This is a genomic window from Brevundimonas sp. (assembly GCF_046299595.1).
Taxonomy (GTDB): Bacteria; Pseudomonadota; Alphaproteobacteria; order Caulobacterales; family Caulobacteraceae; genus Brevundimonas.
Genome location: NZ_JBKBHQ010000001.1, coordinates 1,581,405 through 1,607,315, shown reverse-complemented (window position 1 = coordinate 1,607,315; position 25,911 = coordinate 1,581,405). Strand labels below are relative to the sequence as shown.

The window sequence follows — 25,911 nt, the reverse complement described above, 5'->3', positions numbered from 1 at the left end:
CGGCTCGTCCCAAGACCTAGCGCCCCTTGAAGTCGGGTTTGCGCTTGTCGACGAAGGCGCTCATGCCTTCCTTCTGGTCCTCGAAGGCGAACAGCGAGTGGAACAGGCGGCGCTCGAAGCGCACCCCCTCGGCAAGTCCGACCTCAAGGGCCACATTGACCATCTCCTTGTTGGCCATGACCGCCAGAGGCGACTGGGCGGCGATCTTGGCGGCGATCTGGCGCGCCTCGTCCAGCAGGGCCTCGGGTGCCAGCACGCGGCTGACCAGACCGGCGCGCTCGGCCTCGGCCGCATCCATCATCCGCCCGGTCAGGATCATGTCCATGGCCCTGGACTTGCCCACCAGCCGCGTCAGGCGCTGGGAGCCGCCGATGCCCGGCGCCACGCCCAGGTTGATCTCGGGCTGGCCGAACCTGGCGGTCTCGGACGCGATGATGAAGTCGCACAGCATGGCCAGCTCGCAGCCCCCACCCAGGGCATAGCCCGACACCGCCGCGATGATCGGCTTGCGAAAGCGCACGATGCGGTCATGGCCCTTGGCGAAGAAGTTTCCGGTGAACATCTGGGCGTAGGAGCGATCGGACATCTCCTTGATGTCGGCCCCGGCGGCAAACGCCTTTTCCGAACCGGTCAGGATCAGGCAGCGCACCTGATCATCGCCCTCGACCGCATCGAGAAAATCCACCAGTTCGTCGAACACCTGGCTGTTCAGGGCATTGAGCGCCTTGGGCCGGTTCAGGGTGACGAGGGCATAGCCATCTTCGTGCCGCTCGATCAGCAGGGTCTCATAGGTCTCGGCCATGACGGGCTCCTCGAAGGCTCTCATCCGCGAATGTGACAGATCCCCGCCTCTAGCGCGGCGCCCCCGCGCCGTCCACAGCCGCAGCCCCGGCCTGATCGCTGGGCGCTTACCATTCGGCAGCGTCCGCCCTAGATTGAACGTATGCCCATCCGCCGCCTCTCGCCCGAGATCGTCAACCGCATCGCCGCGGGCGAGGTGGTGGAGCGCCCCGCCAGCGCCATGAAGGAGCTGGTCGAGAACGCCATCGATGCGGGCGCGCGCCACATCGGCGTCCAGATCGAGGGCGGCGGGCTCGCGCGGCTGGTCATCACCGACGACGGCCATGGCATGAGCCCGGACGAGCTGGCCCTGGCGGTGGAGCGCCACGCCACCTCCAAGCTGGAACCGGACGACGCGGGCGATGTCGATCTTCTGCGCATCCACACCCTCGGCTTTCGCGGCGAGGCCCTGCCTTCGATCGGCTCGGTCTCGCGCCTGACCCTTTCATCGCGCCGCACGGGCGCGGGCGAGGCCTGGGCCCTGTCGGTCGAGGCCGGTCGCGTCGCAGACGTGCGCCCGGCGGCCTTTTCCGGCCCTCACGGCACGCGCGTCGAGGTGCGCGACCTGTTCCATGCCACGCCTGCAAGGCTCAAGTTCATGAAGTCCGAGCGCGCCGAGACCATGGCCATCACCGAGGAGCTGCGCCGTCACGCCATGGCGCACGAGGGTGTGGGCTTCACCCTGGAGGCAGACGGCCGGCGTATCTTCTCCCTGCCCGCCCAGCCGCCGGGACCGGAAGGGCGGCTCGCGCGCCTCGGCCAGATTCTGGGACCGGACTTTCGCGCCAATGCCTTGCTGATCGATCATGAGCGCGATGGCGTGCGGCTGTCGGGCTATGCGGGCCTGCCCACCTTTTCGCGCGGCAACGGGGCGCACCAGTTCCTGTTCGTGAACGGCCGGCCGGTGCGCGACCGCCTGCTGCAGGGCGCCCTGCGCGGGGCGTACAGCGACTATCTGGCCCGCGACCGCCACCCTGTCGCGGTCCTGTTCATCGACATCGACCCGCTCGGCGTCGATGTGAACGTGCATCCGGCCAAGACCGAGGTGCGCTTTCGCGATCCGGCCCTGGTGCGCGGACTAATCGTGGGCGGCCTGCGCCACAGCCTGGAAGGCGCCGCCCACCGCGCCTCGACCACCGTGGCGAGCGAGGCCCTGTCCCGCTTTCGCCCCGGCTCCGAACCCCTGCCTGGCGCTGCGGCGGGCCACAGCGGATGGAACGGCTGGCGCGAGGCAGAACCGGCCCTGTCCGGTACGCCGCTGCATGGCGCGCGCGATGCCGGGCCGCAGGCGGCTGCGGCCCTCGCCCCTCACCTGCCCGGCCTGTCAGAGCCCAGCGTGCGTGCCGCCGTGGCCGATGCGGCGAGCGAAGCGGGGGGCGACTATCCGCTGGGCAGCGCGCGCGCCCAGCTGCACGGCACCTATATCGTGGCCCAGACCAAGGCTGGCATGGTGCTGGTCGATCAGCACGCGGCCCATGAGCGCCTCGTCTATGAGCGCATGAAGGTCCAGATGCGCGAGGGCGGCATCCGCCGTCAGGGCCTGCTCTCGCCCGTGGTGGTCGATCTTTCCGAGAGCGAGGCCGAGCGCGTCAGCGCGCGTGCGGCCGAGCTTGAGGCGCTGGGGCTGGTGGTGGAGCGCTTTGGCCCGTCCTCGGTGCTGGTGCGCGAGACGCCCGCCCTGCTCGGCACCGTGGATGCCGAGGCCCTGGTGCGCGATCTGGCCGACGATCTGGCCGAGAGCGACAGCCCCCTCAGCCTCGAGGAGCGCCTTTCCCATGTCTGCTCGACCATGGCCTGCCACGGCAGCGTGCGCGCCGGTCGCCAGCTGAACCTGGCCGAGATGAACGCCCTGCTGCGCGAGATGGAGGCCACGCCCCACTCGGGTCAGTGCAACCACGGGCGGCCCACCTATGTCGAGCTGAAGCGCGAGGATCTGGAGCGCCTGTTCGGCCGCCGCTAGAGCGCAAACGCCTCCACGGCACCCGTCACCAGACCGGCACCAACGCTGGCCGCGCCCGCCACGGCCAGGATCACGCCATCCACGGTGCCTGCCGCCAGCCCGTGACGGGGCGTCATCATGTCGGGGCCGGGCTCCCAGCGATCGCTGGCGGGATCATAGATGAAGGTCTCGGCGAACACCCCGCCCGTGCGGTTTGGCCCGAACCATTCGCCGCCGAACACCACCAGACGCCCGTCCAGCACGCCGCAGGCGAGGCCGCCACCGACCTGCTGGCCTGATCGCGCCGAAAACGGAATGGGCGCCAGGGTCTCCCAGCGCTCTGACGCCGGGTCATAGCGGTCGAGCCGCCCCGTACCGCCGCCGCTGACCGTGCGCCCGCCAGCCAGATAGAGCTGCCCGTCGATCTGCGCCCCGCAGGCGCTGTTGCGGGCCATGGGGCACGGCGCGCCCTCGCGCCAGCGCCCCTCACGCGCATCGAAGACAAGATGGGTATCGACATCGGCATGATCATTCCACTGGCCGTTGCCGCCATCGGCGCGCCGCCCGCTGACCAGATGGATGTGCTCGCCCAGCCGCACCCCCACCGTCTCGGCCAGGGCCTGGGGCATGGGGCCGGAGGGCGCCTCCAGCCAGCCGCGCGCCTCGTCAAGGATCAGGTGCGTGGCCGTGCTGGTCCAGTCGCCGCGCGCGCTGCGCTCAAAGCCGCCGAACAGGTGCACCCGCCCCTGCCCATCGCTGACCAGCATCGGATGGTGCAGGGCCACGGGCAGGCGCGGGCCCTCGCGCCACAGGTCGGCTGCGGGGTCATAGATGCCCGTGCGGTCCTCGATCTCGAAGCCGCGGGGCCCGGCGCGCAGGCCCCCGGCGGTATAGAGCAGCCCTCGGGCCACGGTGGCATAGATCTCCTGCACCGCCCACGGCAGGGGGCTGCGTGCGGACCACTCCGGTTCGACCTCGCCGCCGATGTGCTCTGCAAGGCCCCGGCCGCTGGCGAGGGCGGGCGCTGCGCCCACGACTGTGGCGAAGCCCGCCAGCAGGCCGCCGACGACAGATCGCCGCCGGGGCATCGGTGCTCGCTCGGTCATGGTCGCATCTCCTCGTGATCAGGGCGCGCTGTCGTCCCCGGTGCGGCTCATGAAGCTGACGCGCGCCGCGCCCCAGCTTCGCACATCGAGAGGCTCGAAGCCGGGCACCTCGGTGAGCGGATCATCGCGCCCCTCCTCCAGAACCACAAGGGCACCGGGCTTCAGCCACAGGCCGTCACGAAGGGCCACCAGCGCAGGCGCGCCGAGGCTGCGGCCATAGGGCGGGTCGAGAAAGGCCAGATCGAAGGCATCACCGATGGGGCCGGGCCGGGGGCCGAGGTCCGTGGCGCTGCGACGGTGCACGCGCGCCCGCCCGAACAGGCCCAGAGCCTCGGCATTGTCGCGGATCGCGCCGCGTGCCTGCTCGTCGGTCTCGACGAACAGGGCCTGGCCTGCGCCGCGCGACAGGGCCTCGAAGCCCAGTGCGCCCGAGCCCGCGAACAGGTCGATCACCCGCGCGCCCTCGATCTGCGTTCCGAAGCTTGCGTGCGCGATCACATTGAAGATGGCCTCGCGGGCCCGATCCGATGTCGGGCGCGTGTCACGCCCGCCCGGCGCGATCAGGGCGCGCCCGCGAAACTCTCCGCCGACGATCCTCATGAAGCCCTAGCCCTTGCGGCCCGGCGGGCGGGGACCAGAACGGGGGCCAGAAGGGCGGGGGCCTGAGCGGGGCCCAGAGCGGGGCCCAGAACGGGACGATGAGCCCGCAGGGCGTGCACCAGAGGGCTTGCCCGCATAGGACTTGCCACCGGGTTTTCCTTCCGGCTTGCCAGATGGCCTGTCCGATGTTCTCCCGCCCCCGCGACCGGCCGGTTTGCCATCGGAGGGGCGCGCCTCCCGGGACTTGCGCTCCTGAGCGTCCGGGGTCCGGCGCGCGCCCCCGCCGGGGCCTTCGCTGCGAGGCCCGGAACGCGGGCCACCTGAGCGGGGGCCAGAACGTGGGCCATCGCTGCGAGGCCCGGAACGGGGGCCAGAACGCGGCCCATCTGAGCGGGGACCAGAACGCGGGCCAGAGCGGGGACCGGAACGCTCGCCATCCGCATCCGCTCTGGGGCCATAGGTGCGCGCGGGCCTGTCTCCATCCGTGCGCCCGGAACCGCGATCAGAACTGCGGTCAGAACCGCGATCTGAACTGCGGCCAGAACCGTATGCGGAGCCATCGCGGCGCGGCCCGCGCGAGGGCGGTGCAGAACGGCCAGAGGGGCGACCGGAGGGGCGACCGGAGGGGCGATCCGACGGCCGCGGCGCCGCCTCGGCCGCCTCGACGGCGGCGGCGGCCCTGCGCACGCGCGATGGCTTGCGCGACGGATCGCTGAGGGCCTTGAGCGCGGGGTTCGCCGCCTCTTTCGTCCCGCGACGGCCCGGCTCAGGCGCGGGCGTGGCCACGGCCGAGCCCTGGGGCAGGTTCTCGGGGCGGATGTATTCGCCCAGCATCTCGCGGATCACGCGCGGGCCGACCTCCTCGACGTCGCCGCGCGCCAGCGTCCCCAGCTGCAGCGGGCCATAGGACAGGCGGATCAGGCGGTTGACCTTGAGGCCCAGCGCCTCGAGCACCTTGCGCACCTCGCGGTTCTTGCCCTCGGACAGGCTGACGCTGATCCAGACATTGGCCTTGCCCTCGTCGGCCTTGTCGAGCCGCGCCTCGATGGGGCCATAGCGCACGCCCTCGACCGTGATGCCGTCCTTCAGCCGGTCGAGCGCGTCCTGGCTGGTGCGACCGCGTGCCCGGGCCCGATAGTGGCGCATCAGCCCGCTCTGGGGCAGTTCCAGCGCGCGGGCCAGCTCGCCATCGTTGGTGAGCAGCAGAAGGCCCTCGGAGTTGAGATCGAGCCGCCCGACCGAGATCACCCGCGGCAGGCCCGGCGGCAGGGCATCGAAGACCGTGGGACGGCCCAGAGGATCCTTGTGCGTGGTCATCAGGCCGACCGGCTTGTGATAGCGCCACACCCGCGTGGCCTCGACCCGCCCGGCAGGCTTGCCGTCGACGGTGAGCACGTCGTCGCGTCCGACCAGGGTGGCGGGCGTGTCGATGATGCGTCCATTGACCGCGACCTTGCCCAGACCGATCAGGCGCTCGACCTCGCGGCGAGACGCGATGCCTGCGCGCGCCAGAGCCTTGGCGATACGCTCCTGACGCACCGGCTCGGCGGGCTTGTCGGCCTTGCGGGTGCCGGAAGCGGGCTTTGCGGAAGGCTTCCGGCCTGATTTTTCTTGACGCGGGCGCTTGGGCGCGGGTCTGTCGGAGTTATGGCGATCCATGATGAGCGGTTCATGCGCATGGCTGTGGCCCAAGCGCAAGCGGCGGCCGATGCGGGCGAGGTTCCCATCGGTGCCGTGATCGTCGACGAGGCGCGCCTCGAGGTCATCGCCGAGGGCCGCAACGGACCCATCGGCAGCCACGATCCCACCGCCCACGCCGAGATCGTGGCCCTGCGCGCCGCCGCCCTGGCGCGCGGCAACTACCGCCTTCACGACCTGACGCTCTATGTCACGCTCGAGCCGTGCGCCATGTGCGCAGGCGCCATCAGCCATGCGCGCATCCGCCGCCTCGTGTTCGGGGCCGGCGATCCCAAGGGCGGGGCGGTCATCAGCGGTCCGCGCTTCTTCGAACAGCCCACCTGCCACTGGCGGCCCGAGGTCGAGCACGGGCTGATGGCCGACGCCTGCGGACATATGCTGCGCGACTTCTTCCGCGCCCGGCGCAGCTAGCCGCTAGAGGAACGCACACTCACGCGCGGCGTTAAGCCCCGGTCACAGCGTAAGGAAACGTCCCTTGCCCCGCTTCAAGACCAGCCCTGCGCCCGCCACCTTCGCCATGGCCTGCGCCCTGACAGCCCTGGGTGCCTGCGGGCAGGAGCCGGACGGCCCCACCGATGCCGAAGCCGTTCAGGCCCGCGCCGTCGAGGCCCGCACCACGCGCCAGCGCACCGGGGCCGAGGTGCAGGACCGCGCGCTCAACCGCGTGATCCGTGCGGTCTATGTGTGCGTCAACGGCGAGCGCCTGACCGTGGATTTCGACAATCCGCGCCGCATGGCGACGGTGCGCACCTCCAACGGCCTTGCCTATGACCTGCGCGAGGAGCGCTCCACCTCGGGCCTGTGGTATCGCAGCTCCAGCCAGGAGCTTCGCGGCGAGGGCGTTGTGGCCGAATGGAGCACAGACGGGCGCGAGCGCACCACCTGCCGGGCGGTCGATTAGGCCCGAGACTCAGGCCCGCGCGCCCTCGCTGACGAGAAACGCCTTCAGGGCCGCCTGATCGATCTGCCTGCGGATCACCGCGCGGCCCGGCCCTTCCAGCAGGATCAGGGTCAGGTGACCGGACGCATTCTTCTTGTCGGCCTGCATCAGCGCCAGCAGGTCGTCGGCACCGAAATCCTGACCCGCATCGGACAGGCGTGCGGGCAGGGCACAGACCCTGAGCAGGGCTTCAAGACGCGCAGGCAACTCGTCGTCGCACAGGCCCTGCGCCGCCGAGAAGCGCGCGGCCATGGCACAGCCCAGCGCCACCGCCTCGCCGTGGTTGAGCATGCCGCCCTCCAGCGCCAGACTCTCCAGTGCCAGGCTCTCCAGCGCGTGCCCGAAGGTATGCCCAAGGTTCAGCAGGGCGCGCACCGAGCCCTCGCGGGCATCCTGCGAGACGATCTGCGCCTTGAGCCGTACCGAGCGGGCGACCGCCTCGGCCAGCACGTCACCATCGCCCTCGATGCCGCGCGCGCCCACGCTCTCGATGAAGTCCAGATGCTCGCCGCCCTCGATCAGGCCGTGCTTGATGACCTCGGCCCAGCCCGCCCGGCGCTCGCGCGGCGGCAGGCTTTGCAGCAGGTCCACGTCCGCCAGCACCAGCGCAGGCTGGTGAAAGGCGCCGACCATGTTCTTCAGCCCGCCAAGATCGATGGCCGTCTTGCCGCCGACCGACGAATCCACCTGGGCCAGCAGGGTGCTCGGCACCTGGACAAAGGCGATCCCGCGCATGTAGAGCGCCGCCGCCAGCCCCGCCAGATCGCCGACGACCCCACCGCCCAGCGCAATCACCGTGTCGTGCCGGTCCAGCCCGGCCCCGGCCATCTCGCCCAGCACGCGCTCGAGCTGACCGAAGGACTTTGAGCCCTCGCCCGGCGGCACGCTGACGATATGCGCCGCGATGCCCCCCTCACCCAGCGCCCCGGCCAGGTGCCCGCCATGCAGGGCCCTGACCGTGTCGTCGGTGATGATGAGGGTGCGCCCTGCCCCCAGCAGGGGCCCGAGCCATGGCCCGGGCTCGCGCGCGAGCCCCGTGCCGATGACGACATCATAGGGCGCAAAGCCTGCGCCCTCGACGCGGATGGAGGCGTGAACCTGGCTCATGGGCGTGTTGGCCTGTTCTTCTCGGGCCTGTCCTTATCGGTCCTGTCGTTCAGGTGGGCGAGCACGGCCTCGATGATGGCCTCGACCGCCTCCTGATGGGTGCCTTGGCCGGTCTCGACCGTCACATGGGCCTGCTCATAGATGGGATAGCGCGCCTGCGCCATCTGGCGCAGCGTCTCCAGAGGATCGCGCCCGCGCAGCAGGGGGCGGGTGTCGCGGCGCGCCACGCGCCCGCTGACCACCTCCAGATCGGCCTTCAGCCAGACCATGATGGTGCGCTCCCGCAGCAGGGCCAGGGTCTCGGGATTGAGCACCGCCCCGCCGCCCGTGGCCAGCACATGGGGCGGGCCCTCCACCAGCCGCCGGATCACCCGCGCCTCGCCCGCGCGGAACTCGGCCTCGCCATAGGCCGCGAAGATGTCGGCGACCGACAGGCCCGCCGCCGCCTCGATCTCGCTGTCGGCATCGAAGAACGGCAGGCCGATCCTGCGCGCGAGACGACGGCCCACGGTTGACTTTCCCACCCCCATCAATCCGATAAGGGCTATGGTATGAGCGGCGAGCAGAGGGTCTGTTCGCACGCTTGGCGATGCACGGGTGCCCGCACGGGTGCCGGTGCCCCTGTTTTTGGCACGGCTCATGGAGCCAACTGGGATTGAAAAAGGGCTAGGGCGCGCATGTTCGATCAGGTGTTTACACGAAACCGGGCCCGCTCTGCCACAGCCGCGATCACGGTTCGGCGAAACCTGGGACGGCTGGCGCTGGCGGCGGCCCTCGCCTGTGGCCCTGCCATGGCTCAGGAGAGTCCCCCTGCCGAGGAAACCAGTGACCTGCCCACGGTGGCGCGCACGCCCATCGAGAGCGGGGCCATCGGCGCGCTGGACCTGTGGTCGGCACCGGGCCGCGCCACGGCCCTGCCTGCCGATCTGTGGCAGGGCACCTCGGCGCGGCAGGCGCGGGCCATGCTGGCACGCATCGGCACCCGCCCCCTCTCGCCCGCCATGCACCGTCTGGCCGCCGACCTGCTGGCAACGGGCGCGCGCGCACCTGACGGCGGCGGCAACGACGAGAGCCTCGCGGCCGAGCGCATCGCGGCCCTGATCCGTCTGGGCGAGAGCGAGGCGGCCCTGTCACTGCTGGCGCGCACGCCGGGCGTCGAGGCCAGCGAGACCCTGAGCCGGGCGCGGGCCGAGGCGTGGCTGTGGCAGGGCGACACCGAACGTGCCTGCCAGAGCGCGCGCGCGCTCACCCGTGACCGCGAGGCCCCCTTCCAGCTTCGCCTGCGCGCCTTCTGTCATGCCATTGCGGGCGAGACCATGCAGGCCGAGGTGACCTACGGGCTGTGGCAGGCCAGCGGCGAGAGCGATGCGAACTATGTGCGCCTGATGGGTCAGGTGCTCGCAGGCACCACCGAGGGGCGCGGGGCGGGTGCCGCCGACAGCGCCCTCAACCATGCCCTGTCGCGCCATCTGGGGCTGGAGGTGCCGTCCGACCTGCCCGAAGGCCACCCCCTGCGCGCCCGTGCCGCCGCCATTGCCGCCGTGCCGCGCCCGCCCCTTCCTGCGCCTGCGCCTGCGCCCGCGCCCGCCAGCGGTGCCGCCGCCCCCAGCCCCGATGACCTGCCCACACCGCTTGACGACAATGCGCGCCGCGACGAACAGCACCGCCAGTGGGCAGCGGCCATCGAGACGGCGCTGGAGGCAGCCTCGGGCGACACCGACCTTCTGCGCCGCACCGCGCGCGCCAACCGTCAGGGGATGGGCGAGCTGATCTCGCGCGGCACGCCCTTTCAGCAGCCGCTGCGCATCGTCACGGCTCTGGTACTGGCCGGAGAACCCGCCGCCGCCCAGGCCCTGCTGGCCACCACTCTGGAGGGCTCGCCCTTCGATCTGGCCATGGCCGACGCCCTCGTGACGGCCAGCGGCGTGGGCTCCATCGCCGCCTCGCTCGACCGTCTGATCGAGCGCGGCGAGGCAGGCGATCCGGCTGCGCGCCCGCGTGCGCGTCAGGCGGCCCTGCTGCTGTTTGCGCTCGGGGCCGAGGCCACGCCCGATGCGCGCGCACGCCTGCTCGGCTTCGAGTTCCCTGCGCCGCGTGCGGGGGCAGGGCAACTGCTGGGGCTGAGCCGCGCCGCCGGTGAAGATCGCGCGGGCGAGGCGGCCCTGATCGCCCTCGATCTGGCGCTGGAGGGGCCGCCGGGCATCTCCGAGCGTGCCCTCATCGTGCGGACCCTGGCCGAAGCGGGACTGACCGATCACGCCCGCGACGTGGCCATCGAGGGACTGATCGCCATCCAGCGGGGCGCCGCGCGCCCATGATCCGCGAGGATGGCGCGCGTATCGAGGCCTTCATCGAGATGATGGCGGTCGAGCGTGACGCCTCTGCCCACACCCTGCGCGCCTATGGCCGCGACCTCGAGGCCGCCGCGCGCGCGCTCGCGCCCCATGGCGGGCTGACCGGTGCCGACGAGGCGGCCCTGTCGCAGTGGTTCGAATCCCTGGCGCGCGAGGGGCTGTCGCCTGCCACCCAGTCGCGCAAGCGCGCCAGCATCCGCCAGTTCTACCGCTTTGCCCTGGCCGAAGGCTGGGTGCGCAGCGATCCGTCGCGAAAGCTCGATGCCCCCCGGGCCGGACGCCCGCTGCCGCGCGTGCTCTCGCCCGAGGAGGTCGAGGCTCTGATCGCCGCCAGTGACGCCCTCGGTGCGTCCGGGGGCGCATCAAAAGGCGAGCGCGCGGGGCTTCGGCTGCGGTGCCTGATCGAGATCGCCTTTGCCTCGGGCCTGCGCGTCTCCGAGCTTTTGTCGCTGAAACTGGATGCCGTGGCGCGCGATCCGGCCTTCGTGATCGTGCGCGGCAAGGGCGGGCGCGAGCGCCTCGCACCGCTGGGGGACAGCGCCCGCGCCGCCATCCGCGCCTGGCTGGCCGTGCGGGCCGAGGGGCTGAAAGCGCCCTCGCCGTGGCTGTTTCCCTCCACGAGGCCCCAGCGGGCCCTGAGCGCGCGGCGCTTCTCGCAGCTTCTGGACGCCGCCGCCGTGCGCGCAGGCATCGATCCGGCCCGCGTCAGCCCCCATGTGCTGCGCCATGCCTTTGCCACCGCCCTGTTGAACGGAGGCGCGGACCTGCGCGTGGTGCAGACCCTGCTCGGCCATGCCGACATCGCCACCACCCAGATCTATACCCACGTCGCCACCAGCCAGCTCGAGGCCCTGGTGCAGAGCCGCCACCCCCTCGCGCGCACGCGCCGCGCGTCCAAGCCTGACACCTGAGCCCTGCTGAGGGGGGAACGCCATGCTTGTGCGCCCGCACAAGACGCCCTAGTTTCCGCCGCCGTTGTAAAAGCCACCGGATGAGTTGATGGCATCGCCGCTGCGTCACTATCTCGATTTTGAAAAGCCCATTGCCGACCTCGAGGCCAAGATCGAGGAGCTGAAGGCGCTCGCCGAGACCGCGGGGCCTTTCGAGGCCGAGATCGCCGCCCTCAAGGACCGGGCCGAGGATCTGCGCCGCCAGACCTATGCGCGCCTCGATCCGTGGAAGAAGACCCAGGTGGCCCGCCATCCCGCCCGCCCGCACTTCGTGGACTATGTGGCCAGCCTGATCTCGGACTTCGTCGAGCTGCGCGGCGACCGCCAGTTCGGCGACGATCAGGCGATTCTGGGCGGTCTGGGACGCTTTCGCGGCCGCGCCGTGGTGGTCATGGGCCACGAGAAGGGTTTCGATACCGCCACGCGCCTGACCCACAATTTCGGCATGGCCCGGCCAGAAGGCTATCGCAAGGCGGTGCGCCTGATGGACCTGGCCGAGCGCTTCAACCTGCCGGTCCTGACCTTCGTGGACACCGCCGGTGCCTATCCCGGCCTCGGCGCCGAGGAGCGCGGTCAGGCCGAGGCCATCGCGCGCTCGACCGAAAAGGGCCTGACGCTGGGCGTGCCCATGATCGCCACCATCACCGGTGAGGGCGGATCGGGCGGCGCCATTGCCCTGGCTGCGGCCAACCGTGTGCTGATGCTGGAGCACTCCATCTATTCGGTGATCTCGCCCGAGGGGGCCGCCTCGATCCTGTGGCGCGATGGCGCGCGGGCCAGGGATGCGGCCGCCGCCATGAAGATCACCGGGCGCGACCTGATCGAGCTGCGCATCGTCGACCGCCTGATCGAGGAACCGGTGGGCGGCGCCCATGCCGATCCCGCCGCCGCCATGGCTGCGGTGGGCGATGTCCTCGAAGAGGAACTGCGCGCGCTGGAGGGCCTCGATGCCGACGCCCTGCGTGCACAGCGCGCCGAGAGGTTCTACGCCATCGGGCGGATGCAGCCCTAGCCTTCGCCCTGACGGGTCTGACGGGCCCAGAGCTGGGCGTATTCGCCCCCCTGCGCCAGCAGGTCCGCATGGGTGCCGCGCTCCATGACGCGCCCGGCCTTCAGCACGATGATCTGGTCCGCGCCCGCGATGGTCGAGAGCCTGTGCGCCACGATCAGGGTCGTGCGCCCGGCCATGGCGCGCTTCAGGGTCTGTTGAATGGCGGCCTCGGTGCGGCTGTCCAGCGCGCTGGTGGCCTCGTCGAGGATCAGCAGGCGCGGCCCGGCCAGCAGGGCGCGCGCGATGCCCACCCGCTGGCGCTCGCCGCCCGACAGCTTGAGCCCGCGCTCGCCCACGCGCGTGTCCAGACCCTCGGGAAGCTGGGCGATGAAGTCACCCAGTTCGGCGGCCCTGGCGGCCTCGAGAATCGCGGCCTCGTCGGCATCGGGGCGGCCAAAGCCGATGTTGACGCGCAGGCTGTCGTTGAACAGGGCCACGTCCTGGGGCACCAGCGCCACGCGTGCGCGGATCGAGCCCTGCGCCACGTCCCGCAGGTCCGTGCCGTCAATCAGAACCCGCCCCTGCTGGGGATCGATCAGGCGCAGGGCCAGCTTGACGATGGTGGACTTGCCCGCCCCCGAGGCCCCGACGATGGCCGTGGTCGTGCCGGGCTCCGCGCGAAAGTCGATGCCCTCCAGCCCGCTGGCACGCGCGCTGTGCCGATAGCCGACGGCCTCGAAACAAAGCTCGGCCCCGCGCGGGTCGGGCGAGGGCGCCAGCGGGGCGGCACCGGGGCGGTCCGCCACCTCCGGGCTCTGACGCTGAAGGGCCAGCATGGCCTCCATGTCCACGAAGGACTGGCGGATCTCGCGATAGGCGAACCCCAGGATGTTGAGCGGCGCATAGAGCGAGATCAGGATCAGCACTGTGGCCGTGACATCGCCCGGCCCCATGCGCCCGGCCATGGCCTCCATCCCTGCCAGCAGGGCCATGGCCGCCAGCCCCGCATTCATGATCAGGGACTGGAAGATGTTGAGCAGTGCCAGCGAGGTGTTGGCCCGCCGCGCCGCCATGCCATAGTCGGCCAGGGCGCGGTCATAGCCCTCGACCGCGCGCGCCTCGGCCCCGAAGGCCTTGACGGTCTCGTAGTTGAGCAGGGCGTCCACCGCCCGGCCCGCGGCCTCGGAGTCGGCGGCGACCATGGCCCTGCGGTGCTCGATACGCCAGTCCGACACCGCAAAGGTGATCGCGGCATAGATGATGATGGTCACCACCGCGATGGCCGCATAGCGCCAGTCATAGACCGTCGCCAGCACGGCGGCCGCGAACAGCAGTTCCAGCGCCGTGGGCACCAGATTGAAGGCGAGGATGCGCAGCAGGAAGTCCGTCGCCCGCGAGCCGCGCTCCACGGTGCGCGACAGGGCGCCTGATCGCTTGGTCTGGTGAAAGTCCAGCGACAGGGACAGGGCGTGGGCAAAGGTTTCGGTCGCCGCCCGGCGCTGGGCGGCCTGGGACACGGCGGTGAAAAGGGCATCGCGCACCTGGGGCGCGGCCGTCGAGGCGAAGCGGATCAGGGCCCAGCCCACGGCGAAGGCGGCAAAGCCCAGCGCCCAGCCTGCGGCCTCGGACTGTTCTGCGGCGATGCGGTTGACCGCCGCGCCAAGGGCCAGCGGGGCCAGCACGCCCAGCGCCTTGCCCAGCACCGTCAGGATCAGCGCCGCCGTCAGGCGGGATTTCAGCTGGGGCGCGTCCGAGCGCAGCACCAGGCGCACCAGATCACGCAGCGCCGGCAAGGTGCGCGGCATCGCCCCCGTGGTTTTCAGATGGTCGGCCTCGGCGGCGCGGGTTTCCATGCCGCCGCGCCCCCGGCCTGAGCGTTCCCCGCGTGCAGCCATGGCGCCTATCTAGGCACGCGAGGCTCCGCGCGCCAGCACGCGGGCTGTAGCGCCTTCAGCCGTGCACCCGCGCCAGCGCCGCGATGTCGGCCACCAGGGCATCCACCGCCTCGGGCGTGGTGGCCCACGAGCACACGAAGCGCACCGAGCCGTCATCGAAGCGATAGCAGGCCCAGCCCCGCGCGCTCAGGGCCGCCTGGGCCTCGGCAGGCATACGCACGAACACCGCATTGGCCTCGGGCGGGTGAGCCAGCGCATAGGGTGTGCTCGAGGCGATACCCTCGCCAAGGCGCGCAGCCATGGCATTGGCGTGCACGCCGTGACGCACCCAGGCACCGCTCTCCAGCAGGCCCAGCAGCGGCGCGGCCAGAAAGCGCGACTTGGACGCCATCTGACCGGCCTGTTTCAGGCGGTTGTCGATGCGCCGGGCCAGCGAGCGGTCGAACATCACCAGCGCCTCGGTGCACAGGGCTCCGGCCTTGGCCCCGCCCAGCACCAGCACGTCCACGCCAAGGCGCGCGATGGCGGTGGGATCAAAGCCCGAGGCCACCGCATTGGCCAGGCGCGCGCCGTCCATGTGCACGCCAAGGCCGCGCGTGCGCGCAGGCGCGATCAGGGCCGACAGCTCCTCCTCGTCATAGACCGCGCCATATTCGGTGGCCTGCGTCACCGACAGGGCAGCGGGCGGCTGGCGATGGCCGACCTCGGGCTCCGCCAGGGCCGCCTCCAGCGCCGCAGGGTCGATCTTGCCCGAAAAGCCCGGCAGGCCGATCAGGCCCACGCCCTGACCGAAAAAGCCCGGCGCGCCGGTCTCGTCGGTGCAGACGTGCGCCGCATGGTGCGCGATCACCGCCTCGTGGGGCCAGGCCAGCATCGAGCAGGCGATGGCATTGGCCGCCGTGCCCGAAAAGACGAAGCGCACCTCGGCGTCCGCATCGAGCAGGGCCCGCACGGCATCGGCCGCGCGCGCGGTGATCTCGTCACCGCCATAGGCGCGCATCAGCCCTGCATTGGCGTCGTTGAGAGCCTGAAGCGCCTCGGGCGCCATGCCCGCCACATTGTCGGATGCGAAATCGTAGCGCACGGCTCAGCCTTCCTCTTTCGCCGCGCCGCCGGGCTGATCGCCCTTGCCGCCCGCGCGCCTCGAGGCCTTGTGCGCCGGCATGGCATCGGGTGCGTCCGGCTCGGGCGGAGCAAGGGCCGCCTGTCCCACATTGCCGCCGAAATATTCCACCGCCTGAGGGAAGGGAATCTCGATCCCGGCGTCGTCCAGCGCCTCCTTGACGCCCTGGAACAGGTCCGCGCGCGTTTGCCACCAGTCCGGCGCCTTGACCCAGGCGTGCAGGGTGATCTGGACCGCGCTGTCGAGCAGGCCGGTCACGCCGGTCCACGGCACGGGATCGCCCAGCACCTTGTCGTGGGAGGCGGCAACACCGGCGATGACGCCGCGCGCCTCGTTCAGGTCCGCCGAGTAGCTGACGGTGAAATCCATCTCGATGCGGCGGGTCTTCTGGCCCGAGATGTTCTGGATCACATCGCCCAGCACCTTGGCATTGGGCACCACGATCTTGACGTTGTTGGCGTTGGAGAGCTGGGTGGTGAACAGGTCGAGCTTCTGCACCACGCCCGCGATGCCGCCGACCTCGATCACATCGCCCACGCGATAGGGCCGCAGCATCAGCAGCAGAACGCCCGCCGCCACGTTCGACAGCGCGCCCTGCAATGCCAGGCCGATGGCCAGGGACGCCGCGCCCAGAATGGCGATGATCGAGGTCGTCTCGACACCCAGCCTGCGCAGTATGGCAATGCCGCCGATGACGATGATGGCGATGCGCACCACCTGAACGAGGAAGCCCTGCACGGTGCTGTCCTCGCGCGTGGCCTTGATCCGCCCCAGCGCGCGGCGCGTCGCGGCCGCCGCCCAGCGCGAGATGAAGATCGTCGCCAGCAGGATCAGCGATGCGATGGCAAGATTGACCGACAGATCCGTCAGCATCTGGGTCAGACGCATCAGGAGGGCGGCATCGAGGCTGATGGTCTGCTGGCCGAGCGCGAGCACCTCGGCGACCGGATCGACGGCGGCGGCTGACACGGACTGGGCTTCGGGGGCAGTGCTCATGGATGCGGTTTAGCGGACCTGTCCCATCTGTGAACCCCCCGATTGCACGCGGTCCCGACTAGAGTGCGACCAGACCTGCACCCACCGCCAGGGCCAGCAGCACCAGCACCGGCACGCGCCCGCTCATCAGGCCCGCCAGGGTAGCGCCCGCGATCAGCCAGGCCCCGACAGAGCCCCCCAGTGCGGGCATCAGCGTGCCCACGATCACCGCGATCACCAGCCCCACGGCGGCTGCGCTGCCCGCCCTCACCGCCCGCGCCAGCCTCGGCGCGGCCATGGCGTGATCGAGAAAGGGCGCGGCGGCGGACATCAGCAGCGCTCCGGGCAGGAACACCGCCCCCAGGGCCAGCAGTCCGCCAAGGACGCCTCCCGGCCCGACCTGCGACAGGGCACCGACATAGGCCGCAAAGGCGAACAGGGGACCGGGCAGGGCCTGGGCCGCGCCATAGCCGGCCAGAAAGGTGTCGCGATCGATGAAACCGCGCGCCACCACCTCGCCCTCCAGCAGGGGCAGCAGCACGTGCCCGCCGCCGATCACCAGGGCCCCGGCGCGATAAAAGGCGTCGAGCATCTGCAAGGTGGGATCACCGGTGAGCCGCGCGCCCAGCGGCAGCATGACCAGAAGCGAGAGAAACAGGCCAAGGCAGAACGCGGCGGCCCGGCGCGAGCCGCGCGCCACGGCAGGCCCCGGGGCTGGGTCAGCTGCGGGCTCTGGCTGCGGGGCGGCATCAGGGCCAGCGCCGCGCAGGAAGCCGAGCGCTGCCGCCACCAGCACGATCCCGGCCGCATAGCCCATGCCGCCCGGCATCAGCGCCGCGCCGCTCGAAGCGAGGACGATGACCAGCTCCAGCCGTCCCCTGACACTGGCGCGCGCCATGGTGATGGCGGCATGGATCACCACGCCCAGCGCCGCCGCCTTCAGGGCCATCACCCAGGGCTGGTCGGTCAGCGCGCCGACGCGCTCGACCCCCAGTGCAAGCGCCAGCATGATCAGGGCCGAGGGCCAGGTGAAGGCGACAAAGGCCGCGAGCGCCCCGAGATTACCGCCCGCACGGGCCGCGCCCAGCGCCTGGACCACCTGACTGGAGCTTGGTCCCGGCAACAGGTTCGACAGGGCGATCAGGGCGGCAAAGCGCGCCTCGCTGACCCAGCGCCTGCGTCGCACCAGCGCCTCGTGAAAATAGCCGATATGGGCAATCGGCCCCCCGAACGAGGTCAGGCCGAGGCGCGTGAACACCATCAGCACCTCGAACAGGCGCACGCGCCGCAAGCCGGAAGCGCCGGTCTCTGAGCAGGGCTGGTCGGGATCGCGCGCATCGGCCATGGTAATGCCTAGCGCATGAACAGCCCCGCACGAAAGCGCCCCGGAAGCGGACTTCCGGGGCGCCGTGGCGGTGAGAGACGCTTTCTTCCTGGAGAGCGTTCTTTATGGGCGGGTCTTAGTAGAACAGACCCACGATGATGCTGGCGATCACGCCGGTGGCGATGGCGGTCAGCAGCACGTCATTGCCGTGGCGGACGTAGTGATAGCCGCGCGGCGGGGGACGCAGGCCGTACTGGCGGTGATCGACCACATAGTAGCTGGTGCGATACTGCGCGGGCAGGCGCTGGCCGTACTGCCACTGGCGAACCGCGTGACCGCGCGGCGCACGATAGGCCGGAGCGCGATAGCGGCGCGGCGCCTGGCTTCTCCAGTTCGCAGGCGGGCGGGCGCGATGGGCCTGCGGGCGCGCGTTGCGGTTACGGTCATAGCGATAGTCGTGACGCGGCTGCTCATAGCGATAATTGCGCGACTGGGCGTCAGAGGCCGAGGCATAGCTCACGGTGCTGACGGCCATAATGGCTGCAAAGGCCGGGGCGAGGGCTTTTTCATAACGGTACTCCTTCAACAATAAGGAGCACCCTAGAGCGCCGGGCCTGAGCCTGCCCTGAGACGCGCGTTCAGGTCGGGTTCAGGCTTTTGCCACAATCTCGCCCTGATCGGCCCGGTGCCCCGCTCAGGCCGCCTCTCAGGCCGCCTCTCAGGCAGCCTGGGCCGCTGTCGCCGGACTCGCGCGCACCGCCTCACGCCCGCCGCGCACGCGCTGGATGATCTGGGCGAACAGCTTGAAGTCGATGGGCTTGTTCAGATAGGCGTCCGCGCCCGCTTCCAGCCCCGCCTCGTGATCCTCGCTGCGCGCCGAGGCCGACAGCACGACGATGGGCGTGTCGCGGTTCATGTTGACGCCCTCGCGCAGGGCGCGCGTGGCGCTCAGGCCGTCCATGACCGGCATGTTCACGTCCATGACGATCAGGTCGAAGCGGCGCGTGGCGGCCAGCTCAAGCGCGATCTGGCCATGCTCGGCCGAGGTGGACTCATGGCCCGACGCCGTCAGCCATGCCTCGATGATCATGCGGTTGACCGGATGGTCCTCGACCACCAGCACCGACAGGGTCTCGGCATCCTCGGCATCGGCGGTCACCGGCTCGGCGGCGGCATGGCCTGCCCACTCGACCACCTCCGCCTCGACCACGAAGGCGAAGGTCGAGCCCTTGCCCGGCTCGGTCTCAAGCTCGATGTCCCCGCCCATGATCCGCGCCAGCCTGCGCGAGATGGTCAGGCCCAGCCCCGTGCCGCCGAACCGGCGCGTCGAGGTGGCGTCGAGCTGGGTGAAGGGCTCGAACAGGCGCTGGCGGTCCTCGTCGGCGATGCCCGGTCCCTGATCGGTCACGGCAAAGCGGAAGCGCACCCGATCCTCGCCGATGCGCGTGGCCTCGACGCCGTAGTGCACCTTGCCCGCCTCGGTGAACTTCACCGCGTTGGACAGAAGGTTGTGCAGCACCTGACACACCCGCAGCGGATCGCAGCGCACGGTAGCGGGCACCTCGCCGGTCATCTCGTGGGTGAAATCGAGGCCCTTGGACTGGGCCTGGGCCATGAAGGGGCCGATGACGCGCTGGTGCAGCTCCTGCACATCCACGTCCACGGTCTCGAAACTCATTTTGCCTGCCTCGATCTTGGTCATGTCGAGGATGTCGTTGAGCAGGCTGAGCAGATTGTCGCCCGAGTTGCGGATGATCGACAGATATTCGCGCTGGGTGTTGTCGAGGCGCGTGGCGCTCATCAGCTGGGCGGCACCCAGCACGCCGTTCATGGGTGTGCGCAGCTCGTGGCTGATGACACCGAGGAAGTTCGACTTGGCCTCGCTGGCGGCATTGGCCGTGTCGCGCGCGGATTCCAGTTCCTCGATCAGGTGCGCCTGATGGGCCTGGAAGGCGCGGATGCGCTCTTCCTTCATCAAGGTCATGATGACCAGCACGAACAGGCCCGCCGCCGTGAACGGCACCAGCGACAGGAAGGCCACGAAATCGGGCGTGCCCCACAGGCTGACCGCGATCATCAGCGCCACCAGGCTGTAGGGCGAGGAGATCACCACCGCCTGACGCGGCGTGTTGCGAAGCTGGGTGAACACCAGCACATAGCCCGCGCCCAGAAGCCCGATGGCCAGCTCGCGCCCGAAGCTCGCGTCCGAAAACCACGCCATGGCCGGTGCGATGGCCCAGGCACAGGTCGTTATGGTCGCCACCACCAGGAAGAACAGGCCGAAACCCTTGCGCTCGGCCACGCCGGGCCGGCTGGCAACGCGCTTTTCGACAAAGCCGCGCGCCGCGCCCGCAGCCAGCGTCAGGGCGAACCATCCCGCGGCAAGGCCCACATCCACCGCTGCCGCCAGCGCCAGCGCCCAGCTGGCGATGATCACATAGCGAAGATACTGGGTCTGAAGGATGGCCGCGAGCGACTGGGCCGCCTCGTTGGCACGGGCCGTGCGCGACGCGCCGCCCTGTTCACCCGTCACCCCGGCCGTCACGGCACCCTGCGCGCCCGAAGGCGTGACAGGGGCGCGGGCCACGTCATCCTGCGTCTCTTGCGGCTCGGACAAACGCGCCTCCGATCTTCCCTTTTCATCCCCGGAGGAACGCTAAGGCCAAGGTTCTAAGACGAGGTGAACGGACATTTTTCTGGCACAGCGGACGCCCCGGCAGGGCCGCTCAGCGCCGCTCGCGCCACTCCTGCGGGGTCAGGGCCGTGATCGAGAGCGCGTGAACCGGCCCGGACATCTCGTCCTTCAGCAGGGCCAGCACGGCGCGCTGGCGGGCCAGGCGGCCCAGTCCCTCGAAGGCGGCCGAGACGATGGTCAGGCTGAAGTGGCTCTCGCCGCCGGGGCGCGCGTCGATCCCGCCCTCGTGGTGGTGACCGGCGTGACGCCAGCTGTCATCGACCAGTTCCATGTGCTCGGGCGCCAGCGCGCCGGTCACTTTTTGCTGAATCTGCGAGGCAACCGGGCCAACAGACATGGGCTCTCCTTGATACCGGCCAAATCGCGCATACTCTTGGAAGCATGAGCGCCTCGTTTCAATACCGGCCCCGGTTCATCGACATCCGGGTCAAGCCGCCCCGCCCCGGCGAGGAGCAGGAAGAGGACGTGCTGCGCCTCAAGCCCGGCGAAGTGCCGTGCGAGTGGCCCGACTGCTCGCGCGCGGCCACGGCGCGGGCACCCAAGGACCGCAAGCAGATCAACAGCTTCTACAACTTCTGCCAGGCCCACGCCGCCCAGTACAACAAGAGCTGGAACTTCTATGCGGGCATGAGCGAGGGCGAGATCCGCACCCTCCAGGCCGAAGAGGCCATGACCGGCGGGCGTCCGACCTGGCAGATGAAGGCCGGGCGCTTCTCGCGCGAGGCCGCCGCCTTTGCCGCCAGGTTTCCCGGAGGCCAGAGCCAGGGAACGGGAAGCTGGCAGGATGCTTTCGGCCTGTTCGGGCGCGAGGGTGCCGCGCCGGGCCCTCACGCCGCCGAGGCACGCCCGGTGGGCCGCATCGAGCGTCAGGCCCTGCTGGATCTCGATCTGGAACCGGGCGCCAGCACCGAGGCGATCAAGGCGCGCTATCTTGAACTGGTGAAGCGCTGCCACCCCGACACCAACGGCGGCGATCGCGGGGCCGAGGCGCGCCTGCAACGGGTCATCCGGGCCTACAAGATCCTGAGGAAAAGCGGGCACGCCTGAGCGTCAGCGCGTCTGGAAAGAGCGCGAGAGGCTGACGCAAAGCCGACGCGGCGCTCACAAAAGCGTGAACCGGATCGGCCGGCAGGCGTTTCCCCCGCTCTCAGGACCTTTCAGGAGACACGTCCCATGATGAAATATGCCGTTATCGCCGTTGGCGCCCTGGCCCTGGCCGCGTGCAACAACACCGACTCGGAAGCCGAGCGTCAGGCCCAGTCCATCGAGGAACAGGCCGAGCTGCAGGCCAGCGAGCTTGAGCGCGACGCCGAGCGCCTCGAAGAGCGCGCCGATGCCGCCACCACCGACAGTGCCACGCAGTCTGCCGAGCGCAGCGCCGAGAACCTGCAGGAGCAGGCCGATCAGGTCCGCGATCAGGCCGAGCGTGAAGCCGACGCCGTGCGTGAGGCCGGTCGTCAGTAAGGCGAAGCCTTCGCCTGCGCCGCCCTTGCGGTGTGAGAAGCTCTCCGGTGGCGACGCCGGAGAGCTTTTCTTTTGGCTCGCAGCGCGCTGCGGCACAAATGCCGCGCCCACTGGACCGTGAGGCCAAGGTTTCATAAGTGAGCCCCATGACCTCTGCGCTTGATGCCACGCCCGATCCGCTGCTCACCCTCGAACCGCACCGCAAGGTGAGCGTGCGCGAGCTGTTCGGCATCGATTCCGACATGAGCGTGCCCGTGTTCGACCAGCGCGACAGCCATGTGCCGGACATCGACGAGGCCTATCGCTTCGACCCCCAGACCACCCTGGCCATCTGCGCGGGCTTTGCCTTCGACCGGCGCGTCATGGTCCAGGGCTATCACGGCACGGGCAAGTCGACCCATATCGAACAGGTGGCCGCGCGGCTCAACTGGCCCATGGTGCGGGTCAATCTGGACGCCCACGTCAGCCGCATCGACCTGGTGGGCAAGGACGCCATCGTCCTGAAGGACGGCAAGCAGGTCACCGAGTTCCGCGAGGGCATACTGCCCTGGTCGATCCAGCGGCCCGTGGCCCTGGTGTTCGACGAATATGATGCAGGCCGCCCGGACGTGATGTTCGTCATCCAGCGCGTACTGGAGGCCCAGGGCCGCCTGACCCTGCTGGACCAGAACCGCGTGATCCGCCCCAACCGCTGGTTCCGCCTGTTCGCCACCACCAACACCATCGGGCTGGGCGATACCTCTGGTCTCTACCACGGCACCCAGCAGATCAATCAGGGCCAGATGGACCGCTGGTCCATGGTCACCACGCTCAACTATCTGGCCGCCGACGTCGAGGCCCAGATCGTGCTGTCCAAGGTGCCCGACTGGGACAATGCCGAGGGCCGCCGCACCATCGCCGCCATGGTCAGCGTGGCCGACATGACGCGCAACGCCTTCATGAACAGCGACATCTCGACCGTCATGAGCCCGCGCACGGTCATCAACTGGGCGCAGAACACCATCATCATGGGCGGAGATCACGGCCTCGCCTTCCGCCTGACCTTCCTCAACAAGTGTGACGAGCTGGAGCGGCCCACCATTGCCGAGTTCTATCAGCGCGCTTTCGGCGAGGATCTGCCCGAGGCCGCGATACGCGTGAAGGTAGGCGCGTGAAGATGAGCAAGGGCTGAGCCGGGTCCGCCCGGCCTTCTGCCCCTTCGCGCCCTTTTCTTGCGAGCCCCGTCCTTATTAGCCTCTGGCGCTGTCGACCCGCGAGCCGCCCGCCGCCGGAGCGATGTCGAGCAGCTCGATGCGGAACACCAGAATGGCGTGAGGCGGAATGTCCGGCGGCGCGCCGCGCGCGCCATAGCCGAGCGACGGCGGCACATAGAGCAGCCACTCGTCGCCGACCTTCATGCGCTGCAACGCCTCGGTCCAGCCGGGCACGACCTGTTCGGGCGTGGTGACATAGGGCGTACCGCGCACGTAGGAGCTGTCGAACACCGTGCCGTCGATCAGGCTGCCCTCATAGTTCACGCGCACCAGATCGTTGGAATCGGGGCTGGGCGCATCGGCGGCGCCTTCGCGCAGCACGCGGTATTGCAGGCCCGAATCGAGGGTGACGATCTCGGCGCGCCGCCCGTTGTTCTCCATCCAGTAGCTGGCCGCCCGCTCGCGCTCGCTCAGGTCCATGCCGTCGCCGGCCCCGCAGGCCGCAAGGGCCACGCAGGCGAGCGCCGCCGCCGCCATGGCGAGATGTCTAGCCCATACGCAAAACATAGCCCTTGTCCTTCAACGCCTGAGCGATCTCGTCCGCATGACAGTGGTCACGGGTCTCGACCATGATGTCGAACTCGGCGCCCTTGGCCGGCACGTCGAGCGCCAGACGGTTGTGCACCACGTCGATGATGTTGCCGCCTGCCCCGCCGATGACCGCGCTCATCAGGGCCAGCATGCCGGGCCTGTCATCGCCGACAATGCGATAGACCACAAGGCGCCGCTCGCGCACCAGCTCGCGATTGAGCACCACGGCCAGCATTCGCGCGTCGATGTTGCCGCCGCACAGCACCAGGCCGACGCGCTTTCCGGCAAAGCGTGCGGGATCACGCAGCAGGGCCGCCAGCCCGCCCGCGCCCGCGCCCTCGGCCACGGTCTTCTCGTGGGTGGCATAGAAGGCGACCGCGCGCTCGAAATCGGCCTCCTCGCACACGATCACATCGTCCACCAGCGGGTCGGCGATGGCGAAGGGGATCTCGCCCACGGCCTTGATGGCGATGCCCTCGGCGATGGTCTGGCCGCCGCAGCGCGCCTGCTCGCCGCGCCTGCGCGCGGTGAAAGAGGGATACATGGCCGCCTCGACGCCGATCACCTCGATGTCCGGGCGCAGGGCCTTGGCCGCCACCGCACAGCCCGCGATCAGCCCGCCGCCGCCGATGGGAATCAGCAGGCCATCAAGCCCGGGCGCATCCTCCAGCAGCTCCAGCGCGCACACGCCTTGGCCGGTCACGATGCCGAGGTCATCGAAGGCGGACACGAACACATAGCCATGCTCGCGCGCCAGCGCATGGGCGTGCTCGGTCGAGCCCGAGAAGTCGTCGCCCTCGATCACCACGCTGGCCCCGTGGGCGCGGGTGCCGTCGATCTTCACGAAGGGCGTGCCGTGGGGCATGACGATGGTCACGGGCACGCCCAGCCGGTTGCCGTGATAGGCCAGCGCCTGGGCGTGGTTGCCCGCAGACGCCGCGACCACGCCGCGCGCGCGCTCGTCCTGCGAGAGCTGCAACAGCCGGTTCAGCGCGCCGCGCTCCTTGAACGAGCCGGTGAAGTGCAGATTGTCGAACTTCACATAAACCTCGGCTCCCGTCAGCAGCGACAGGCGGCGCGAGTGGCGCGTGGGCGTGTGATCGACCTGTCCGCGGATGCGCTCGCGTGCGGCCAGAATGTCATCGAGGGTGAGGGTCATGCCCTCTTCAAGCCGGTGGCTTACGCCGCGTCAATCGCCCTTTTCGCGCCTCAGGGCACGCGGCCAAGGAACTCGAAGATGGCCGCGCGCGCCTCGGGCTCATCCAGCATGGGCGCATGACCGATGCCCGGCACCTCGACCAGCTCCATGTCGCGTGCGCGCTTCTTCATGCGCGCGGCGATGGCGGGCGAGAGCAGGTCCGAGGTCTGGCCGCGCACCACCAGCAGCGGGCGCCTGCGCGCCATGCGCGTGAACCACGGCCAGAGGTTGGGCACCAGCGCCTTGCCGCCCGCCGCACGGATCGGTGCCGAGATGTCGGGGTCGTAGTCCAGCCGGGGCACGCCTGCCTCGTCCTCGGTGAAGATGCGCCGCGCGAACGCCTGCCACTGCGCGTCCTCATAGTGGGGGAAGGCGACCGCGTTGACGCTGCGCGCATAGGCCACCGCATCGGCCCAGCTGTTGATCTCGACCGCCTTGCCCGTATAGGCCGCAATGCGCGCCAGCCCCTCGGGCGCCACCTCGGGGCCGACATCGTTCATGATCACCGCCGCTATGGCCTTCAGCCGCAGCGCGGAGAGAGCCATAGTGATCAGCCCGCCCATGGAGGTGCCAAGGAACACCGCCCGCGCGATGCCCGCCTGATCCATCAGGGCCAGAATGTCTTTCGCATAAGTATCGGGCCGATAGGTCATGGGATCGGGCGCGCGCTCCGAGCGGCCGCGCCCGCGCACGTCCACCGCCAGCACCCGCCTGCCGCTGCGGGCGATCAGCGGCGCGATCACCTCGAAGTCCGCCGCATTGCGCGTCAGTCCGTGAATGCAGATCACCGGCAGGCGCGCCACGCCCGCGCCGCCCGCATAGTCGCGCGCATGAAGCCTCAGCCCGTCGGGTGCGCGCCACCAGCGATCCTGATAGGCGCTCTCGTCGCTGGCGGGGGCCGTGGCGTCCGGCGTGACTTCGGGCATGG

General features: G+C 70.2%; 25 protein-coding genes. 9 read left to right on the top strand and 16 right to left on the bottom strand.

The genetic code is table 11. The features are described 5' to 3' along the window. Positions 1-16: 16 nt before the first annotated feature. The gene (locus tag ACK4E3_RS07945; protein ID WP_409698848.1) at positions 17-802 is read right to left on the bottom strand and encodes an enoyl-CoA hydratase; all 786 of its coding nucleotides are present in this window, start codon (positions 800-802) and stop codon (positions 17-19) included. Positions 803-943: 141 nt separating this feature from the next. Here ACK4E3_RS07945 and mutL point away from each other — a divergent pair, with 141 nt between their 5' ends. Further along, entirely contained in the window at positions 944-2,800 is a 1,857-nt protein-coding gene (gene mutL / locus ACK4E3_RS07940) for a DNA mismatch repair endonuclease MutL (protein WP_409698845.1), read from the top strand. On the opposite strand, the gene ACK4E3_RS07935 is transcribed toward mutL, so the two are convergent. The 3 genes from ACK4E3_RS07935 to ACK4E3_RS07925 are packed head-to-tail and all read right to left on the bottom strand — an operon-like array spanning position 2,797 to position 6,144. After that, positions 2,797-3,885 (bottom strand): Kelch repeat-containing protein, encoded by a 1,089-nt coding sequence (locus ACK4E3_RS07935; protein WP_409698842.1) that lies wholly within the window; start codon positions 3,883-3,885, stop codon positions 2,797-2,799. The two genes, mutL and ACK4E3_RS07935, sit on opposite strands and share 4 nt — an antisense overlap. Before the next feature lie 18 nt (positions 3,886-3,903). Next, entirely contained in the window at positions 3,904-4,485 is a 582-nt protein-coding gene (gene rsmD / locus ACK4E3_RS07930; protein ID WP_409698839.1) for a 16S rRNA (guanine(966)-N(2))-methyltransferase RsmD, read from the bottom strand. A gap of 6 nt (positions 4,486-4,491) precedes the next feature. Then, the gene (locus ACK4E3_RS07925; protein ID WP_409698836.1) at positions 4,492-6,144 is read right to left on the bottom strand and encodes a pseudouridine synthase; all 1,653 of its coding nucleotides are present in this window, start codon (positions 6,142-6,144) and stop codon (positions 4,492-4,494) included. Positions 6,145-6,156: 12 nt separating this feature from the next. Here ACK4E3_RS07925 and tadA point away from each other — a divergent pair, with 12 nt between their 5' ends. Continuing rightward, positions 6,157-6,594, top strand: a complete 438-nt coding sequence (gene tadA, locus ACK4E3_RS07920; protein ID WP_409701175.1) for a tRNA adenosine(34) deaminase TadA — start codon at positions 6,157-6,159, stop codon at positions 6,592-6,594. A 64-nt stretch (positions 6,595-6,658) separates the two neighbouring features. Next, positions 6,659-7,084 (top strand): MliC family protein, encoded by a 426-nt coding sequence (locus ACK4E3_RS07915; protein WP_409698833.1) that lies wholly within the window; start codon positions 6,659-6,661, stop codon positions 7,082-7,084. A gap of 9 nt (positions 7,085-7,093) precedes the next feature. Here the strand turns inward: ACK4E3_RS07915 and aroB are convergent, their stop codons facing one another. Together aroB and ACK4E3_RS07905 are read right to left on the bottom strand one after the other, a co-directional pair. Then, positions 7,094-8,230 (bottom strand): 3-dehydroquinate synthase, encoded by a 1,137-nt coding sequence (gene aroB / locus ACK4E3_RS07910; RefSeq protein WP_409698830.1) that lies wholly within the window; start codon positions 8,228-8,230, stop codon positions 7,094-7,096. Continuing rightward, positions 8,227-8,871, bottom strand: coding sequence for a shikimate kinase (locus tag ACK4E3_RS07905; RefSeq protein WP_409698827.1), 645 nt, complete (start codon positions 8,869-8,871; stop codon positions 8,227-8,229). The genes aroB and ACK4E3_RS07905 overlap by 4 nt, the downstream gene beginning before the upstream one ends. Positions 8,872-9,021: 150 nt before the next feature. Between ACK4E3_RS07905 and ACK4E3_RS07900 the strand changes: the two genes are divergently transcribed. From ACK4E3_RS07900 to ACK4E3_RS07890, 3 genes are all read left to right on the top strand, one after another. Next, a complete protein-coding gene (locus tag ACK4E3_RS07900; protein ID WP_409698824.1) occupies positions 9,022-10,548 on the top strand; it encodes a hypothetical protein in 1,527 nt (508 codons plus the stop codon). After that, positions 10,548-11,495, top strand: a complete 948-nt coding sequence (locus ACK4E3_RS07895; protein ID WP_409701172.1) for a site-specific tyrosine recombinase XerD — start codon at positions 10,548-10,550, stop codon at positions 11,493-11,495. Before ACK4E3_RS07900 ends, ACK4E3_RS07895 begins: the two co-directional genes overlap by 1 nt. Positions 11,496-11,583: 88 nt before the next feature. Continuing rightward, positions 11,584-12,546 (top strand): acetyl-CoA carboxylase carboxyltransferase subunit alpha, encoded by a 963-nt coding sequence (locus ACK4E3_RS07890; protein WP_409698821.1) that lies wholly within the window; start codon positions 11,584-11,586, stop codon positions 12,544-12,546. On the opposite strand, the gene ACK4E3_RS07885 is transcribed toward ACK4E3_RS07890, so the two are convergent. The 7 genes from ACK4E3_RS07885 to ACK4E3_RS07855 all read right to left on the bottom strand — a co-directional run bounded on the left by ACK4E3_RS07885 (position 12,543) and on the right by ACK4E3_RS07855 (position 20,874). After that, positions 12,543-14,420: an ABCB family ABC transporter ATP-binding protein/permease gene (locus ACK4E3_RS07885; RefSeq protein WP_409698818.1), complete on the bottom strand. Its 1,878-nt coding sequence runs from the start codon at positions 14,418-14,420 to the stop codon at positions 12,543-12,545. The genes ACK4E3_RS07890 and ACK4E3_RS07885 overlap by 4 nt on opposite strands. A 55-nt stretch (positions 14,421-14,475) precedes the next feature. After that, entirely contained in the window at positions 14,476-15,504 is a 1,029-nt protein-coding gene (locus ACK4E3_RS07880) for a threonine aldolase family protein (RefSeq protein ID WP_409698815.1), read from the bottom strand. A 3-nt stretch (positions 15,505-15,507) separates the two neighbouring features. Further along, positions 15,508-16,539: a mechanosensitive ion channel family protein gene (locus ACK4E3_RS07875; protein WP_409698812.1), complete on the bottom strand. Its 1,032-nt coding sequence runs from the start codon at positions 16,537-16,539 to the stop codon at positions 15,508-15,510. A gap of 58 nt (positions 16,540-16,597) precedes the next feature. Further along, on the bottom strand, positions 16,598-17,863 hold the full coding sequence (gene chrA, locus ACK4E3_RS07870; protein WP_409698809.1) for a chromate efflux transporter: 1,266 nt from the start codon (positions 17,861-17,863) through the stop codon (positions 16,598-16,600). Between the two features lie 115 nt (positions 17,864-17,978). Further along, positions 17,979-18,377, bottom strand: coding sequence for an RcnB family protein (locus tag ACK4E3_RS07865; protein ID WP_409698806.1), 399 nt, complete (start codon positions 18,375-18,377; stop codon positions 17,979-17,981). Between the two features lie 183 nt (positions 18,378-18,560). Next, positions 18,561-20,459, bottom strand: a complete 1,899-nt coding sequence (locus ACK4E3_RS07860) for an ATP-binding protein (RefSeq protein WP_409698803.1) — start codon at positions 20,457-20,459, stop codon at positions 18,561-18,563. 109 nt (positions 20,460-20,568) lie between these two features. Beyond that, positions 20,569-20,874, bottom strand: coding sequence for a BolA family protein (locus tag ACK4E3_RS07855; protein WP_409698800.1), 306 nt, complete (start codon positions 20,872-20,874; stop codon positions 20,569-20,571). Positions 20,875-20,918: 44 nt separating this feature from the next. Between ACK4E3_RS07855 and ACK4E3_RS07850 the strand changes: the two genes are divergently transcribed. The 3 genes from ACK4E3_RS07850 to cobS all read left to right on the top strand — a co-directional run bounded on the left by ACK4E3_RS07850 (position 20,919) and on the right by cobS (position 23,155). Beyond that, positions 20,919-21,584, top strand: coding sequence for a J domain-containing protein (locus ACK4E3_RS07850; RefSeq protein ID WP_409698797.1), 666 nt, complete (start codon positions 20,919-20,921; stop codon positions 21,582-21,584). Positions 21,585-21,710: 126 nt separating this feature from the next. Continuing rightward, entirely contained in the window at positions 21,711-22,001 is a 291-nt protein-coding gene (locus ACK4E3_RS07845; RefSeq protein ID WP_409698794.1) for a hypothetical protein, read from the top strand. A gap of 146 nt (positions 22,002-22,147) precedes the next feature. Continuing rightward, entirely contained in the window at positions 22,148-23,155 is a 1,008-nt protein-coding gene (gene cobS / locus ACK4E3_RS07840) for a cobaltochelatase subunit CobS (RefSeq protein ID WP_409698791.1), read from the top strand. A 75-nt stretch (positions 23,156-23,230) separates the two neighbouring features. Here the strand turns inward: cobS and ACK4E3_RS07835 are convergent, their stop codons facing one another. The 3 genes from ACK4E3_RS07835 to ACK4E3_RS07825 are packed head-to-tail and all read right to left on the bottom strand — an operon-like array spanning position 23,231 to position 25,909. Beyond that, positions 23,231-23,731, bottom strand: coding sequence for an FKBP-type peptidyl-prolyl cis-trans isomerase (locus ACK4E3_RS07835; RefSeq protein ID WP_409698788.1), 501 nt, complete (start codon positions 23,729-23,731; stop codon positions 23,231-23,233). A gap of 10 nt (positions 23,732-23,741) precedes the next feature. Continuing rightward, entirely contained in the window at positions 23,742-24,944 is a 1,203-nt protein-coding gene (locus tag ACK4E3_RS07830; protein ID WP_409698785.1) for a threonine ammonia-lyase, read from the bottom strand. Between the two features lie 50 nt (positions 24,945-24,994). Next, positions 24,995-25,909 (bottom strand): alpha/beta fold hydrolase, encoded by a 915-nt coding sequence (locus ACK4E3_RS07825; RefSeq protein ID WP_409698782.1) that lies wholly within the window; start codon positions 25,907-25,909, stop codon positions 24,995-24,997. Positions 25,910-25,911: the final 2 nt, after the last annotated feature.

Bases quoted from the DNA above. Each gene is read 5' to 3' on its own strand.
- ACK4E3_RS07945 (WP_409698848.1), bottom strand. From the start codon at position 802: ATGGCCGAGACCTATGAGACCCTGCTGATCGAGCGGCACGAAGATGGC.
- chrA (WP_409698809.1), bottom strand. From the start codon at position 17,863: ATGGCCGATGCGCGCGATCCCGACCAGCCCTGCTCAGAGACCGGCGCT.
- ACK4E3_RS07850 (WP_409698797.1), top strand. From the start codon at position 20,919: ATGAGCGCCTCGTTTCAATACCGGCCCCGGTTCATCGACATCCGGGTC.
- ACK4E3_RS07845 (WP_409698794.1), top strand. From the start codon at position 21,711: ATGATGAAATATGCCGTTATCGCCGTTGGCGCCCTGGCCCTGGCCGCG.
- ACK4E3_RS07905 (WP_409698827.1), bottom strand. From the start codon at position 8,871: ATGAGCCGTGCCAAAAACAGGGGCACCGGCACCCGTGCGGGCACCCGT.
- cobS (WP_409698791.1), top strand. From the start codon at position 22,148: ATGACCTCTGCGCTTGATGCCACGCCCGATCCGCTGCTCACCCTCGAA.
- rsmD (WP_409698839.1), bottom strand. From the start codon at position 4,485: ATGAGGATCGTCGGCGGAGAGTTTCGCGGGCGCGCCCTGATCGCGCCG.
- ACK4E3_RS07925 (WP_409698836.1), bottom strand. From the start codon at position 6,144: ATGGATCGCCATAACTCCGACAGACCCGCGCCCAAGCGCCCGCGTCAA.
- ACK4E3_RS07935 (WP_409698842.1), bottom strand. From the start codon at position 3,885: ATGACCGAGCGAGCACCGATGCCCCGGCGGCGATCTGTCGTCGGCGGC.
- ACK4E3_RS07885 (WP_409698818.1), bottom strand. From the start codon at position 14,420: ATGGCTGCACGCGGGGAACGCTCAGGCCGGGGGCGCGGCGGCATGGAA.
- ACK4E3_RS07900 (WP_409698824.1), top strand. From the start codon at position 9,022: ATGGCTCAGGAGAGTCCCCCTGCCGAGGAAACCAGTGACCTGCCCACG.
- aroB (WP_409698830.1), bottom strand. From the start codon at position 8,230: ATGAGCCAGGTTCACGCCTCCATCCGCGTCGAGGGCGCAGGCTTTGCG.
- ACK4E3_RS07890 (WP_409698821.1), top strand. From the start codon at position 11,584: ATGGCATCGCCGCTGCGTCACTATCTCGATTTTGAAAAGCCCATTGCC.
- mutL (WP_409698845.1), top strand. From the start codon at position 944: ATGCCCATCCGCCGCCTCTCGCCCGAGATCGTCAACCGCATCGCCGCG.
- tadA (WP_409701175.1), top strand. From the start codon at position 6,157: ATGCGCATGGCTGTGGCCCAAGCGCAAGCGGCGGCCGATGCGGGCGAG.
- ACK4E3_RS07875 (WP_409698812.1), bottom strand. From the start codon at position 16,539: ATGAGCACTGCCCCCGAAGCCCAGTCCGTGTCAGCCGCCGCCGTCGAT.
- ACK4E3_RS07830 (WP_409698785.1), bottom strand. From the start codon at position 24,944: ATGACCCTCACCCTCGATGACATTCTGGCCGCACGCGAGCGCATCCGC.
- ACK4E3_RS07865 (WP_409698806.1), bottom strand. From the start codon at position 18,377: ATGGCCGTCAGCACCGTGAGCTATGCCTCGGCCTCTGACGCCCAGTCG.
- ACK4E3_RS07855 (WP_409698800.1), bottom strand. From the start codon at position 20,874: ATGTCTGTTGGCCCGGTTGCCTCGCAGATTCAGCAAAAAGTGACCGGC.
- ACK4E3_RS07835 (WP_409698788.1), bottom strand. From the start codon at position 23,731: ATGGCGGCGGCGGCGCTCGCCTGCGTGGCCCTTGCGGCCTGCGGGGCC.
- ACK4E3_RS07825 (WP_409698782.1), bottom strand. From the start codon at position 25,909: ATGCCCGAAGTCACGCCGGACGCCACGGCCCCCGCCAGCGACGAGAGC.